Source organism: Paenibacillus sp. FSL K6-1230, assembly GCF_038002385.1.
Lineage (GTDB): Bacteria > Bacillota > Bacilli > Paenibacillales > Paenibacillaceae > Paenibacillus > Paenibacillus massiliensis.
Map to the genome: position 1 here is coordinate 4,153,225 of NZ_JBBOCK010000001.1, position 14,559 is coordinate 4,167,783.

Consider the following 14,559-nt stretch of genomic DNA (forward strand, 5'->3'; position numbering starts at 1 on the left):
AAAAGCCCATGCAACCATGCATGAGCCTCTCCAGCTTTAACCAATTGAAAAACATTAATTTACAGGCGGCAGACTATCTCTCAGGCCTCTACGGATCAGATTAGCCGAAGGCGGCTGCATTCCTAACTCCCGTGACCAAACAGAAAGCTGCCCTATGTGGTGTATCTCGTGAGCAACAATGTGGCGCATAATCTCCCCCCACATATGCTCCTCTACACTACCATCATGACGATGGTTAACAAATACTTTGTGCTCCAGACCATCATGCCAGTGTTCTATGAACGGACAGACATCCTGATGGTATCTGGCATCAAGCGCCATTACCTTAGCCAACGTGCTATATTCCTCAAAGTCCTCTTCCGTGTCAGGCTTGTCCTCCATGACTCTGATCCAGCTCCACTCTACATCCACGATATGGAAGAGCGTCTTCAGAATCCCTCCCACTCCGCCTGTACGAGCTCTGAGCAATTCTTCTTCATCTAGCGCTTCACACCAACGATACCATTCTTTGCGCACCTGCCAATTGTATAAAAACCACGTCTTCATGCACGCTCAACCTCCTGCTTCCCTGAGATAAACGGTACATCTGAGGTCAATCCGCTCCGACAGCTAACAAAAGCTACAGAAGGTGCTTGCTCCGAACCTCGAAGATGGCGAATTTCAAATAATGACCTTCCTCAACACCCAGAATCTGAGGGTGGTCCTTACCTGCCGCACGCCACTCGACCAATCTCAGAATTTTGCCTGCATCCTCAGCCGCTTCCTTGATCGTACTCAGAAAGAGGTCAGGTCTCATGTGGAAAGAACAGCTGGCTGTCACCAGATATCCTCCCTCGTTCACGAGCTTCATGCCGTGCAGGTTAATGTCCTTATAGCCGCGACAAGCGCCTTTGACAGCATTGCGTGTCTTCGCAAAAGCAGGGGGGTCCAGAATCACCACATCAAAGGTCTTGCCTCCCCCTGCGGTAAGTGGCTTGGACGTATCAACCTTCTGACCGCTTGCGCGCGCTGCACGTTCCTCGGTACCTTTCACTTGATCTCGCAGATACTGAAATGCATCCTCCACGACAAACTCGACTCTGTCCTCAAAGCCGTTCAGCCGTACATTTTCCCGTGCACTCTCGATCGCATGCTCGGAAATATCGAGGCAGGTTACCTTCTTGGCACCATGCTGGCAAGCATTTAACGTAAAGCTTCCTGTATGTGAGAAGCATTCCAGTACAGTCGCTCCATCCCAATAAGGAAATTCCACACGCTTGCCACTCTTGTTCACCGGATGCTTTACAAGCTGACCGTTCTCCTCCACATCCTGCAGAGTAATGCCACTTCTTGCGCCCCAGCCTGTCATCAATGGTGCGATGGCTGCACGATTCTCGCGCTGATCGAAGAAATATCCGGTCTTCTGACCTTCCACAATGTCTACCTTGATCTTCAGGCCATTCTCTGTCACGGTCACATAACGCGGGCAGTCCCCTAACAGCGGGCCCTTCACCTGCTCCAGACCCTCCAGCTCCCGAATGGATACATCACTGCGTTCGTAGATGGCAGTCGGCTGCACGACCTCCGCCAGTGCATCTCGAATCTCATTCCGACGCTGGTCCATGCCCAGGGTCAGCAACTGCACCACCAGTACGTCACCAAAGCGGTCTACGATCAACCCAGGTAGGAAGTCCGCTTCGCCGTACACCAGACGATAGGCATCTCCATCCTTCAGGAAGCGTTCACGATGCTGTAAGCACTCTCGAAATCTACGTACAAAAAAGGCTGTATCCATCGCCTCAAGTGGTTGATAGGACACGACGCGGACCGTGATCTGGGATGCTGGATTATAATAGCCTGCAGCCAAAAAGCGCCCCTGATGATTCATTACACTCACGAGCTCTCCAGGGGACGGATTCCCGTCGACAGAGGCAATTTCATTTTTAAAAATCCATGGATGAGCTTGTTCCAGCCGTTTCTTGCGACTGCGCTCTAATATTACGGAAGGCAAATGTGTTTCGCTCCTTTTTTACAAATACCAGACTAACTAACTTATTCATTATAGCTCAATTGCAGACAGGCATCTACTTTTCGCTTGCTGCGGCATATCATTCCACCTGCTTTTGGTCTACTCATCTGCAGGATACAGTGATGGTCAAGCCGGGCTTGTCATGTCTCCGCCCGCTACCTCATATATGTAGTATGAAAAACATCTATCGGCATGTACCAGGCTGATCCTCATCAATAGAATCGGGAAGGAGTGGACACGCTTGTTCTATCAGATCATCATGCCACTGGGCTGGGGGCTGTTCGTATTTCTTGGAGGAATGAAGATCATGGAGTCAGGGCTGCGAAAGCTTGCCGGCCCTATGCTCCAGCGAGGGCTTCAGCACGCCACAGCTTCTCCGCTGAGAGGATTGCTGGTCAGTACAGGTATAACTGCTCTATTGCAGAGCAGTAGCGCCGTGACTGTCATCACCATAGGAATGGTTAATGCTGGCTTACTCACATATGGCCGTACGCTTGGCATTATATTAGGCACTAATATTGGTACGTGTCTTACCACAGAGCTGATGGGTTTGCAGCTAGGCACGATTGCTTTGCCTCTGCTGGTATTATCTATCCTAAGCTGGATACTTGCTGTGATATGGTACGAGCATACCGGCAGAGGCTTGGGCCTACAGTTTGTCAGTCTCGCTATCGCTGGCTTTGCACTCATCATGACAGGCATCCGCATCATGCAGGCCATCGGGCCCTGGGTCGAGGAAACGGGGATGTTCCAGTGGTTTCTGACACATGCAACTCAAAATATGTGGTGGGCATTTATTGCAGGAGCCTGTCTCACGGCCATCATGCACAGCGGCGTTGCCGTTATTGGCATTGCTATGAGTCTGGCGGCCACGGGAGCGCTACCGCTGGATGTAGCCATTGCAATCGTCATCGGCTCGAATGTCGGCACCTGCGTTACCGCGTGGATGGCTTCAATCGGAGGTAGTACCTCCGGCAAATTCGTGGCCTGGACCCACATTCTGCTGAATGTTGCTGGCGCGCTGATCTTCATGCCCTTAATCCCGTGGCTACAAACAGCCGCAACTCTGATCTCCAATGAGGCGGGAGCGCAGGTCGCCCATGCTCAGACCTTGTTCAATCTGATTAGCTCATTATTGGCTCTCCCCTTATGCTACCTCCCGATATGGAGTCGACTGGACCAAGCTGGCGGGCCGAAGGATACACTACCTGTGATCAGATCGTAGTCCATGTAGTCGTGAACATCATCATCAAGATCATGCCCGATCTTTGATAATCGGCTAGGACTCTTGCAATTGCCCTGACTCCCGGCGCCGCCAACTCATGAATACCAAGGACAATGCAATGAATGTGAGGATCATCCCAAGCACTCGGAATCCTTGGAAGCTGAAGTTACTCCCCATTACGCTGCCAATCAATAATGAAGAGAGAATGGTACCCAGATATCTTGATGTATTAAATATTCCAGATGCTACCCCTATAACTTCTTTTGGAGAGCTATTGAACAAGGCCGCTTGCATACCAACACTGTTCAACCCGTTACTAATACCGAACGCAGCTAAAGCCGCACATACACTGATAACCGGAGAAGTTTCATTCAATGTGACGATCCATATTGAACCAAATGTCATCAGTATGCCGGACACGAGCAACGCTGGTCGAGGTCCTGCTTTATCAATCCAACGTCCTGCCATTGGAGAGGTAACGAGTGAACACAAGCCTAAGCTTAGCATGAGAATGCCTGTATGGAACTCGCTGACATGGCGTACCATTTGTAGGTAGGAAGGAAGTCCGAAAAAAAACGAGTAAAAAAGTGCATTCACAAGCAGGAATTCGACATTCACCCAAGTCATCGCAGGATATTTAGCAAATGTACGCAAAGGAATAAAAGGTGACTTCGCCTTGAGCTCATGCCGTACAAAAGCTCCCAGTACAACGAAGCCCATCAGCGTAACACTAACATTACTTAACGAAATTTGAGCAGAAGATTTGGCTGACAGCAATCCAACAAGCAAGGCAATCAGCCCTACCGTGAACAATAGAATCCCTTTCACATCCATCCATTGAGACCATTCACGAAAGGACATGCTACGTGCAGCGGATGATGCTGACGGCTCGTCCTTTGGAATATGGCTCCAAGCCAATAGAAAGCTTGTCACCACGAACGGAATATTAACGAGAAAGATGGCAGGCCAACTCCACCAGTGAATGATGATCCCGCCTATAAAAGGTCCGATTGCTGCCGCTCCAGAGAGGAATATGGACAACACTGACAACGCAGTCGCTTGTTTCTCCGTAATGTGAATTCGCACGAGGGCCATTCCAACCGCAACCATCATGCTTGTGCCAATGGCTTGCACTATGCGGAACACGATAAGCCATCCAAAATTCGGCGATATGGGAGCTAATAAAGATGCAACGAAGGATACAACAAGTCCAGTAAGAAATATCCTCCTCCGACCCAATAAATCACTGGCTTTTCCCATGATTGGTTGAGCTATTGCGCTTGCTATGTAGAAAGAAAAAATAATCCATGAAACCACTGTAAATCCAAGCTGGAACTCGTTTTGTATCCTTGCAATAGCAACCGAGACCATTGAAGAATTTAAGGGGTTCAGTAGTACCCCCAGTCCAACGGAAATCATCAACCACCTGCTGCGATCACTCATTTTGCTCCCTCCAATATCTTATTCATCTCATCTTACTTGAGATTCATTATTCATTCCAAAGCATTTTATGTTATGATTTCATTGATTTGAAGGAATGAATGGAGAGTGCAAATGGAACTTCTTCAACTGCAATATTTTATCGCAGTAGCTCGTCTGGAGCATATGACTGAAGCTGCACGCAGTCTGTACGTTACTCAGTCATCATTAAGCAAAACGATTCAGCGATTGGAGGAGGATCTGGGCGTCCCTTTATTCGATCGAATAGGGAGAAAGTTGCGATTAAATGAGTTCGGTAGTAGGTTCCTTCTCCGTGCAGAAAGAGCGTTGTTTGAATTGCAACAGGGTAAGCAGGAGATTAGCGATTTGTCCAGCCCAGAACATGGCACACTGGAATTGGCGGTGACCACCGCAAGCAGGTTACCCCATATTCTGCGAGAGTTTCGGAAAAGACGGCCCCATATCCAATTTCATGTTCAGATGCTGACTACACAGGAGATGGTTACACGCCTTCATAGAGGAGAGGTCGATTTCTGCTTAGCCTCACCTCCTATACAAGGAGAAGACATTGAATGTCAAATCGTGTTCATCGACCCTATCGTTGTGGCTGTTCCAAAGAGCCATCGGCTGGCAGATCGAAGCAGTGTATCCTTGAGTGAGCTAAGCGATGAATCGTTTGTTGGTGTTAAGAGAGGTTACGGTACTCGCGATCTGGTAGACTCCATATGCGAATCGGTTGGATTTTTACCTAAATATGTATATGAGGGGGACGAACCTGCAAGGCTAAGTTCTCTTGTAGAAGCAGAAATTGGCATAGCCTTTATACCAAGCACGGCTAGGAATTCATGGGAGCACATTAAATATCTCAGTGTAGAGAATGAGGAATTGGTACGGGAGATCGCTTTGTTATGGCACAAGAGTCGATACATTTCGCGGGCTGCTCTCGAATTCCATGAGGTAGTTGTAGATTATTTTGAGAAGATATCCAAACAGACGAGTGGAGAAATACAGCGAAATACAGTAGATTAAGCACCCTTGATCTACTGTATTTCTAATGTGACTCTTAATCAGGATACATGAATATCCAGTTGGGACAGTGCTTTTTGCAAAATAATATCGTTATTATCATAGCCACCGCTCCGTTGCAGAGACCAAGCCTGCTCAGGGCTGTACCAGTCTACGCCTTTAATCTCCTCAACCTGAGCCTGCAACTCACCGCTCAGCGCCTCCACGAGATAATAATGCACTTCCTTATCGACTTGTCCATAATCAGGATGCTCATACGTATAAGCAATCATATCTACCTGATTGATGATCTTTCCAGTGACGCCCGTCTCCTCCAAAATTTCACGAAGAGCAGTCTCCTCAATGGTCTCTCCGGCCTCCATTTTCCCTTTGGCCAAAGACATTTTCCCGTAACGATCCGTGATCAGTTGAACCTCAAGCTTCCCATCCACATGACGATAGACCACACCACCTGCAGATATTTCCTTTTTTACGGCTGTCATATCATGCCCTCCTTGTGCAAACAAGGATTTTATCCTCCAGCGGAAGACAAAATCCTTGTCCGTTAATGTTGTCAAGCAATAATAGCTTTACAAAGCCGCTGCACGCAGACTGCTGTCCACGACACGAATGAGCTTGCCCTGGCTTTCATTCACTCCAGCTTCTGTAAGCAGAACCTGACATACCTGACCATTCAGCTCGGTAGATCCCTCGAACACGATATCAATGTAATTGTCGCTATAGCCATGTACCCTGCCGCTATTTTTCAAGCCCTTCGGTTCTCCCTCAGGAATGACCTCCAGCACCTGTCCTACGAATTTTTGGGCATAAGCCAACTGCATTTGCTCTGACAGCTCGATCAGTTCATGCACACGAGCATTCTTGACGTCCTCGTCAACCTGATCCTCCATACGAGCCGCAGGAGTACCTGTACGCTTCGAATATGGAAAGACATGCATTTCGGAGAAACCAATCTTCTTCATCAAGTTATAGCCATTCCGGAACATTTCGTCCGTCTCGCCCGGGAAGCCTACAATGACATCGGTCGTGATCGCTACATCAGGCATCGCCTTATGGATCATTAGCATCTTGTTGTAGAACTCTTCTGTTGTATATTTACGGCGCATACGCTTCAGCACCGTATCATCTCCGGCTTGCAGCGGAATATGGAAGTGACGCACCAGCTTCCGGGAACGCTTCAGAACGTCCAGCATTTTCTCGTCAATCTGACTGGCCTCAATCGAACTAATTCGAATGCGCTCCAGTCCATCTACTTTTTCCAGGTCCCACAGCAGATCAGACAGATCGTAGTTCTCCAAATCATCACCATAGCCACCCGTGTGAATGCCTGTCAGCACAATCTCCTTATATCCAGCTTCTACAAGCTGATGAGCCTGGGCAATAATGCTACTGGCCTCCCGGCTGCGGGACAGCCCACGTGACCAAGGAATAATGCAGAATGTGCAGAAATTGTTACAACCATCCTGAATTTTCAGAAAAGCACGCGTACGGTCTGCGAAATCCGGGACATCCATTTCCTCGAAGACACGAGTCTTCATAATGTTGCGTACCGCATTTACGGGCTGGCGGGACTCCTGAATCTGCTTGACATAAGGCAAAATCTTATCCCGATCCTGTGTACCTACAACCAGATCAACACCTGGAATGTCCAGAATTTCGGCTGGCGAGGTCTGGGCATAGCATCCTGTTACTGCTACGATCGCATCCGGGTTACGGCGAATGGCACGACGAATGATCTGTCGACTCTTCTTGTCCCCGGTATTGGTTACAGTACAGGTGTTAATCAGATAGACATCAGCTGTCTGCTCATCGAAATCAACCTGATCATACCCCTCTTGCTTGAACAACTGCCATATCGCTTCTGTATCATAAAAGTTGACTTTACAGCCCAATGTATAAAATGCCACGGCCGGCATGTCAAATCCCTCCCATTTCTCCTGATTCATAAAGTATACAAGCAAGTGCAGTCATCCCTGCTGTCTCAGCACGCAAAATGCGCCGTCCGAGCCCTGTCGATTGCGCACCTGCCGTCTCTGCTTCTACGCTCTCTTGCTCTGTAAATCCGCCCTCTGGTCCGATCACGAGCAAAATATGCGGAGCCGGTGCACCGTTATCTCTCTCCTGCATAAAGGGAGCAATCACGTCACGCAGCTGGCGTCCGCTTTCTTTTTCATAACAATAGCATACCAGATCATACCCCGTAAAAGAGGCCAGTAATTGCTTCCATGAGAGCGATGCTGTCAGCTCCGGGATCCGATTGCGGTGACTCTGCTCTGCTGCTTCCTTGGCAATCTTGCGCCAGCGCTCCAGACGCTTTGCTTCCTTCTTCCCGTCATACTGCACAACCGTCCGATCAGACAGAAACGGAACAAAGGCATACGCCCCAAGCTCCGTGCATTTCTGAATGACCAGCTCCATCTTGTCACCCTTTGGCAGACTTTGTGCAACTGTAACCTGCACCTGCGGCTCGGATGTCATATCCAGCTTCTCTATAATTACAGCAGTCACACTCTCTGCCCCGATCTCCTCAATCTCTACCAGAGCTTCACGTGATATTCCGTCACTAACGATAAATTGATCTCCAGGCCTGCTCCGCATCACTCTGGTGATATGACGAGCATCCTCGCCTTCCACAACGACGCGATCCTCCAGAAAGTGTGCCGGAGGGATGAAATAACGCTGCATTGCTTGTGCCTCCCTACCTGCTTCAGTCACGTTCATTACGATGCTTCCAAAAATATATCATACAACTTTTGTGGATGGATGACCAGTATTTCGAATCATTCGGCGATTGCCTCAACAAAAAAAGGGAGCCGCTAGGCTCCCCCTACTCCAAACAACATGATGGCAAATCTGAAAAATTGATCGGCAATCACGTTAATCATGGAATACAGTGGGTCAATCGTAAAGGCGCGCACAGGTGGCAGCACCAGAATTAGCAGAAAAATAAAAATAGAGTATTGCTCGAACTGCTGCAATCGGCGACGCAGCGGCCCAGGGGCCACATCCTCCAGAATCCGGTACCCATCGAGTGGTGGCAGCGGAATCAGATTGAACAGGAACAGCAGGATATTCAACGTCACCATATAATTAACAAAAATGCGAATGGCCTCAAATGCATTTGGATTAGCTTCACTAATCGTCGACCATAGCCCAGTGGCTGCAAGTCCTACATAGAACAGTGTAGTCACAAAGGCCAGTAACAGGTTACTTAACGGTCCAGCAGCGGAGACCACGATCCCCATGAGCCGGGGATTACTGAAGTTATCGCGATTCACCGGGACAGGCTTCGCCCAGCCAAAGCCCGCAATGACGAGCAGCAGCGTCCCTAGCACGTCCAGATGCACTGCCGGATTAAGCGACACCCGCCCCAGGAGGCGGGCCGTCGGGTCTCCGAATTTATTCGCAAAATAGGCGTGCGAGAACTCGTGAATCGTAAATGCAAACATGAGTGTCAGCAGTACGAATGGTAATTCGGTCAATGAGAACCTGAATATGGAATTCAAGAAATCCATGGATTACCCCTTTCTCGCTACGAACGCAATCCAGTCCTCGTCCCGGTGCTTATCCTCGATCTGGAAGCCAGCTGCAACCAGCGCTTCCTCCACGACCTGCTCCTTGTTCTTCCAGATCCCTGAAGCAATGTATACACCGCCTGGAACGAGCGCCTGGTACACATCGTCAATGAACAACAGAATGATCTCAGCCAAAATATTCGCGACGACAACCTGAACCGGGAGCTCGACCCCAAGCAACGGATCTTGACCATCCAGGACAGACAGCAGGTCGCTTTCCTTAACTGTAATCTGCTTCTCCAGCCCATTCAAGCTGGTATTCGCCAGTGCACTTGACACCGCTACAGGATCAAGATCCAAGGCTAATACGTGCTTGGCACCGAGCTTCACTGCACCGATAGATAGAATACCGGAGCCTGTACCGACATCAATGACCTCTTCGCCACCCTTGATGACCGACTCCAGCGTACGCAGACACAGAGATGTGGTAGGATGTGTTCCTGTTCCGAAGGCCATACCCGGGTCCAGCTCGATAATCTGCTCGTTGCTACCAGTTGGCTCGTAGTTCTCCCATGTTGGTTTAATGGTCAGGCGCTCAGATACACGCTGTGGCTTAAAGTACTGCTTCCAGGCGTCAGCCCAGTCATCTTCATTCACGGTCTGTTGCTCGAAGCGATAGTCCCCAGGATCAATATCGAATGTTCTCAGTTCTTCAATTCGCGGTACAAGCTCTCCCTGAATATCATTCAAATCTGTCTCTTCAGCGAAGTAACCCTTAATGACAGCCTGCCCCTCAGGAATATCGTTCAGCGGTCTTTCGTACCACTGTCCAAAGGAAGTATCACGCTCTTTGTTCAGCGTCCCCGATTCTTCAATGGACACCCCCCCAGCTCCGGCTTCATGCAAAAAGTTGGAGATCATCTCCACCGCTTCTTCTGTTGTATGTATGGTTAATTCATGCCATAACATGTAGTTCTACTCCTCCTCATTTAACAAGCATCCATAGTATTGTACTATACTTGCTGTCCCTAGCACAAAAAAAGAGAGGACTGCTTATGGTGCAGCCCTCTCTAGCCCTGTCCCTCATCAATCCTTCAAGCCCTAGTTGTAGCAGCATTCTAGAGATCGCTGAGCTCAGGTTTGTTCATAATGCGATCCTGTCTGCGGTCTGCCGCCTCACTACGACGAAGTGCTTCGACATCATCATGATCGGCCAGCTCTGCCGAGAATTCTACGTCCTCATTCTTCGCGGACTGTAGTTTCTTCAGTTTGTCAGTCTTGGTTAGTACTCTGTCATGACGTTTATTTCTGGACATGAAGCAGCCTCCTTCGAGATGGAATGTTAATTTTCCTGATTTTATTTTCCTATTTTGATTTTCCTGATTTACTTTTCCTAAACCATGCCTCCGGTTTGTTCAACGATCTGCAATGCCTGGTGATGAATGGATTCATCGACGACGGCCGTTAGCAAAATATCCTTCCCTGTCGGTCCTCCCTGGCCGCCGTCACTCATCCCGCTCGCCGTAATATCAGCTGCAGCAAGAATGGATGAGGAGCTTCCGTAAAAATCGGCACCTGATGTTAAAGAGGACAGGCTACTTACTTTCCCGGAAAAGACAGGAATACCTGAGCTCATACCTGCGCCTGGATAACGACTGAACCGGTCAATGGACATATCGACGACTCGCAGTGCCTTCAGCTTGTTAGCCGCCTCCTGCGCCTGTTCGGGTGTGTTGAAGTATGCTAGAATATTTTTCTCGCTCACAAGCCATCCCTCTTCCTGTAATGTCCGACAGTTCATTTATGCCCTAGTACAACGCGAGCATAGCACCACCAAATGCAATCATACTGCGTGTAATCCTTTCGAAGTAAAATTGCAGAATGCGTAGGTCCTAGCTTCTGTAGTGCTGAGCTCCTGCCGCCTCACTTTAGGGTGTGCACGGCATCGTTTCTTATGCATGGATGCTTGTCTTATACGGTATAACGCAATAAGCCAGATCACTGCATCCTTTAACGGATCACAGCAATCTGGCTTATTCACATATCTATTTATTTGTACTCATTAAAGTCATACAGACAGTAACAGTACTTTAGAGCATTACAACGATCGTCTTCAATTCAGAGCCTTAATCTCCACGGAATGCGCGCTTCACCCGGTCAAAAAAGGATTGTTCATTCTCGTGTGTCTGCTCTCCACTTAAGGAACCGAACTGACGAAGGAGATCCTTCTGCTCATCACTAAGCTTGCTTGGTGTTACTACGACTACCTTGATATGCTGGTCACCCTGACCTACACCACGAAGTCTTGGCACACCCTTGCCTTTCAAGCGGAAGTACGTTCCAGTCTGTGTTCCGGCAGGAACCTTAAGCTTGACCTTCTCCGTAAGCGTCGGAATCTCGATCTCATCCCCAAGCGCTGCCTGAGCAAAAGTCAACGGAATCTCACAGTAAATATCGTCGCCCTCACGCTCGAAGAAATCATGCGATTTCACGCGAATAACGATGTACAGGTCACCAGCTGGACCACCACGCAATCCGCCTTCGCCTTCACCTGTCATACGTAGCTGTGCACCGTCGTCTACTCCCGCAGGAATGCGAACATGTATAGTGCGTTGCTTGCGGACCTTACCGCTGCCGCTGCATGTCGAGCATTTGTCCTTGATGATCTTGCCTGTGCCACTACAGTTGGAGCAAGCACGACGATTCACCATGCGACCGAACGGCGTGTTTTGCACAACCTCTTCCTGTCCTGTGCCACGGCAGACCGAGCACGTCTCAGGATGAGTCCCAGGCTTTGCACCGGAGCCATGACAGGTATCACAGCTTTCGGTTCTAGGAATTGTAATATCTGTCTCCTTGCCGAAGACGGCTTCCTTAAATTCAATCGTCATGTTGTACTGCAGGTCATTTCCCCGCTGTGGTGCGTTCGGGTCACGACGACCACCGCCGTTGCCACCGAAGAACATATCGAAGATATCCCCGAAGCCACCAAAATCACCACCGCCAGAAAATCCGCCGCCCATTCCCTGGTTAGGATCTACATGCCCGTATTGATCATAGCGCGCTCGCTTCTGACCATCGCTAAGCACATCATAGGCTTCCTTGACTTCCTTGAACTTATTCTCGGCATCCGGTGCTTTGTTGACATCAGGATGATATTGACGGGCCAGCTTGCGGTACGCTTTTTTGATTTCGTCCTCGCCGGCGCTTTTATTTACACCAAGCACCTCATAGTAATCACGCTTGTCAGCCAACATTCCACCCCCATCCTAACGCACTGATTGGCTAACCCATGTATGGCATGGAAAAAGCAAAGTCAAAGCACGGGAGGTCCCGGCTTTGACCTTTCCATCATGACATGGCTGCTCAGCACGTTATATTTATGCATTCGGCATGATGCGACAATTGTATGTGTTCACGAGCTTCCTGTGAAGTTAACGTTCACGCCCTTTTGTTCATCATGCCATTTTTTAATTGTAGCTTACTTCTTATCCTGATCATCATTAACGACTTCATAGTCTGCGTCTACGACATTATCGCGAGCAGCGCCTTCGGAGGATGCGCCACCCTCAGCAGCTTGCTGTGCTTGTGCTGCTTGCTCATAGAGCTTCACGGACAGCTGTTGCACGATTTCTGTCAATTCTTCTGTTGCAGCCTTGATGTCGTCAACATTGTCGGTTTCGAGTGTTTTTTGCAGCTTGTCTTTGGCTGCATTTGCCTTCTCGATCTCGGAAGCATCGACCTTATCGCCAAGATCCTTGACGGTCTTGTCTACTTGATAGATCAATTGGTCTGCGGAGTTCTTCGCCTCAACAAGCTCCTTGCGCTTCTTGTCTTCTTCCGCATGCAACTCGGCATCCTTCATCATGCGTTCAACTTCCTCGTCGCTCAGACCGCTGGAAGAAGTAATCGTGATTTTTTGGCTCTTGCCTGTTCCCTTATCCGTTGCAGATACGTTCACAATACCGTTGGCATCGAGATCGAAGGTAACTTCAATCTGCGGAACACCACGTGGTGCTGGAGGGATGTCTCCCAATTGGAAGCGACCCAGAGTCTTATTGCCAGCAGCCATCTCGCGCTCACCTTGCAGGACATGAATCTCTACGCTTGGCTGGTTGTCCGCATAAGTAGAGAACACCTGAGACTTGCTTGTAGGGATTGTTGTATTGCGGTCAATCATCTTCGTGAATACGCCGCCTGCAGTCTCAATACCAAGGGACAGAGGTGTCACGTCGAGCAGGACAACATCCTTAACGTCACCAGTCAATACGCCAGCTTGAACAGCCGCACCCAGAGCTACAACCTCATCCGGGTTAACGCCTTTATGTGGCTCTTTACCTGTCAGCTTCTTGATTGCCTCTTGCACAGCAGGAATACGAGTGGAACCACCAACCAGAACGATCTTGTCGATCTCACTAGCATTCAAGCCGGAATCGCTCAATGCTTGACGAGTAGGGCCTAGTGTGCGCTCAACAAGATTCGCGGACAGCTCTTCGAATTTCGCACGAGTAAGGCTCAGCTCCAAGTGCTGTGGCACGCCGTCTACTACTGTAATGAACGGCAAAGAGATCGTTGTCGTAAGTACTCCGGACAATTCCTTCTTCGCTTTCTCTGCAGCATCCTTCAGACGTTGAACAGCTGCTTTATCCTTGCTCAGATCAATACCTTGATCCTTTTTAAATTCACTTACGAGGTAGTCGATGATTACTTGGTCAAAGTCATCACCACCCAGTTGGTTGTCACCACTGGTCGCCTTAACTTCGAAGAAGCCATCTCCAAGCTCGAGAATAGATACGTCAAACGTACCACCACCCAGGTCATATACCAGGATAGTCTGATCTTCGGATTTCTCCATACCGTATGCCAATGCAGCTGCTGTAGGCTCATTGACGATCCGCAATACTTCGAGACCAGCGATCTTGCCTGCATCTTTTGTTGCTTGACGCTGACTGTCATTGAAATAAGCTGGTACAGTAATAACAGCTTGGGTTACTGTCTGACCCAAATATGCTTCCGCATCAGCCTTCAGCTTTTGCAGAATCATTGCGGAGATTTCTTGTGGAGAATACTCTTTGTCTTCAATCTTCTCCTTATGGTTGGAACCCATGTGACGCTTGATGGAGCTAATTGTACGGTCTGGGTTGGTGATCGCCTGACGCTTTGCAGTCTCACCTACGATCCGCTCGCCGTCCTTCTTAAAGCCAACTACCGAGGGAGTTGTACGGGCGCCTTCCGGATTTGGAATAACGACTGCCTCGCCGCCTTCCATGACAGCTACACAAGAGTTGGTAGTTCCCAAGTCAATACCGATTACTTTACTCACAAGAATATCCTCCTTCTATAAG

The 14,559-nt window shown here is 49.0% G+C and carries 14 protein-coding genes; 2 read left to right on the forward strand and 12 right to left on the reverse strand.

The window, feature by feature from the left end; all coding sequences use genetic code 11:
• Positions 1 to 54: 54 nt before the first annotated feature.
• Complete coding sequence (locus MKX74_RS18290; protein WP_341179354.1) at positions 55 to 546, reverse strand: DinB family protein; 492 nt, start codon at positions 544 to 546, stop codon at positions 55 to 57.
• A gap of 73 nt (positions 547 to 619) precedes the next feature.
• A complete protein-coding gene (locus MKX74_RS18295; protein ID WP_341179355.1) occupies positions 620 to 1,990 on the reverse strand; it encodes a class I SAM-dependent rRNA methyltransferase in 1,371 nt (456 codons plus the stop codon).
• Positions 1,991 to 2,249: 259 nt separating this feature from the next.
• On the opposite strand from MKX74_RS18295, the gene MKX74_RS18300 reads away from it, so the two are divergent.
• Positions 2,250 to 3,233 carry a Na/Pi cotransporter family protein gene (locus tag MKX74_RS18300; protein ID WP_341179356.1) on the forward strand — a complete coding sequence of 328 codons (984 nt, stop codon included), beginning with the start codon at positions 2,250 to 2,252 and terminating at the stop codon, positions 3,231 to 3,233.
• A gap of 54 nt (positions 3,234 to 3,287) precedes the next feature.
• Here MKX74_RS18300 and MKX74_RS18305 read toward each other — a convergent pair whose 3' ends face one another.
• Positions 3,288 to 4,676 carry an MFS transporter gene (locus MKX74_RS18305; RefSeq protein WP_341179357.1) on the reverse strand — a complete coding sequence of 463 codons (1,389 nt, stop codon included), beginning with the start codon at positions 4,674 to 4,676 and terminating at the stop codon, positions 3,288 to 3,290.
• 111 nt (positions 4,677 to 4,787) lie between these two features.
• Between MKX74_RS18305 and MKX74_RS18310 the strand changes: the two genes are divergently transcribed.
• Entirely contained in the window at positions 4,788 to 5,702 is a 915-nt protein-coding gene (locus MKX74_RS18310) for a LysR family transcriptional regulator (RefSeq protein ID WP_341179358.1), read from the forward strand.
• Positions 5,703 to 5,740: 38 nt separating this feature from the next.
• On the opposite strand, the gene MKX74_RS18315 is transcribed toward MKX74_RS18310, so the two are convergent.
• From MKX74_RS18315 to dnaK, 9 genes are all read right to left on the reverse strand, one after another.
• The gene (locus tag MKX74_RS18315; RefSeq protein WP_341179359.1) at positions 5,741 to 6,181 is read right to left on the reverse strand and encodes an NUDIX hydrolase; all 441 of its coding nucleotides are present in this window, start codon (positions 6,179 to 6,181) and stop codon (positions 5,741 to 5,743) included.
• A gap of 87 nt (positions 6,182 to 6,268) precedes the next feature.
• Positions 6,269 to 7,615: a tRNA (N(6)-L-threonylcarbamoyladenosine(37)-C(2))-methylthiotransferase MtaB gene (gene mtaB / locus MKX74_RS18320; protein ID WP_341180608.1), complete on the reverse strand. Its 1,347-nt coding sequence runs from the start codon at positions 7,613 to 7,615 to the stop codon at positions 6,269 to 6,271.
• Between the two features lies 1 nt (position 7,616).
• A complete protein-coding gene (locus MKX74_RS18325; protein WP_026281275.1) occupies positions 7,617 to 8,384 on the reverse strand; it encodes a 16S rRNA (uracil(1498)-N(3))-methyltransferase in 768 nt (255 codons plus the stop codon).
• A gap of 131 nt (positions 8,385 to 8,515) precedes the next feature.
• A complete protein-coding gene (locus tag MKX74_RS18330) occupies positions 8,516 to 9,214 on the reverse strand; it encodes a site-2 protease family protein (RefSeq protein ID WP_025681384.1) in 699 nt (232 codons plus the stop codon).
• Between the two features lie 3 nt (positions 9,215 to 9,217).
• A complete protein-coding gene (prmA, locus tag MKX74_RS18335) occupies positions 9,218 to 10,183 on the reverse strand; it encodes a 50S ribosomal protein L11 methyltransferase (RefSeq protein ID WP_025681383.1) in 966 nt (321 codons plus the stop codon).
• Between the two features lie 149 nt (positions 10,184 to 10,332).
• Positions 10,333 to 10,530 (reverse strand): YfhD family protein, encoded by a 198-nt coding sequence (locus MKX74_RS18340; RefSeq protein ID WP_018887946.1) that lies wholly within the window; start codon positions 10,528 to 10,530, stop codon positions 10,333 to 10,335.
• A gap of 77 nt (positions 10,531 to 10,607) precedes the next feature.
• A complete protein-coding gene (locus tag MKX74_RS18345; RefSeq protein WP_341179360.1) occupies positions 10,608 to 10,979 on the reverse strand; it encodes a hypothetical protein in 372 nt (123 codons plus the stop codon).
• A 361-nt stretch (positions 10,980 to 11,340) separates the two neighbouring features.
• A complete protein-coding gene (gene dnaJ, locus MKX74_RS18350) occupies positions 11,341 to 12,468 on the reverse strand; it encodes a molecular chaperone DnaJ (RefSeq protein ID WP_025681382.1) in 1,128 nt (375 codons plus the stop codon).
• A gap of 227 nt (positions 12,469 to 12,695) precedes the next feature.
• Positions 12,696 to 14,537, reverse strand: a complete 1,842-nt coding sequence (gene dnaK, locus MKX74_RS18355; RefSeq protein ID WP_018887949.1) for a molecular chaperone DnaK — start codon at positions 14,535 to 14,537, stop codon at positions 12,696 to 12,698.
• Positions 14,538 to 14,559 lie beyond the last annotated feature (22 nt).

Excerpts from the sequence above, each read along its gene's own strand:
- MKX74_RS18290 (WP_341179354.1), bottom strand. The coding sequence starts at position 546 with ATGAAGACGTGGTTTTTATACAATTGGCAGGTGCGCAAAGAATGGTAT.
- MKX74_RS18305 (WP_341179357.1), bottom strand. The coding sequence starts at position 4,676 with ATGAGTGATCGCAGCAGGTGGTTGATGATTTCCGTTGGACTGGGGGTA.
- MKX74_RS18310 (WP_341179358.1), top strand. The coding sequence starts at position 4,788 with ATGGAACTTCTTCAACTGCAATATTTTATCGCAGTAGCTCGTCTGGAG.
- MKX74_RS18315 (WP_341179359.1), bottom strand. The coding sequence starts at position 6,181 with ATGACAGCCGTAAAAAAGGAAATATCTGCAGGTGGTGTGGTCTATCGT.
- mtaB (WP_341180608.1), bottom strand. The coding sequence starts at position 7,615 with ATGCCGGCCGTGGCATTTTATACATTGGGCTGTAAAGTCAACTTTTAT.
- MKX74_RS18325 (WP_026281275.1), bottom strand. The coding sequence starts at position 8,384 with ATGCAGCGTTATTTCATCCCTCCGGCACACTTTCTGGAGGATCGCGTC.
- MKX74_RS18330 (WP_025681384.1), bottom strand. The coding sequence starts at position 9,214 with ATGGATTTCTTGAATTCCATATTCAGGTTCTCATTGACCGAATTACCA.
- prmA (WP_025681383.1), bottom strand. The coding sequence starts at position 10,183 with ATGTTATGGCATGAATTAACCATACATACAACAGAAGAAGCGGTGGAG.
- MKX74_RS18340 (WP_018887946.1), bottom strand. The coding sequence starts at position 10,530 with ATGTCCAGAAATAAACGTCATGACAGAGTACTAACCAAGACTGACAAA.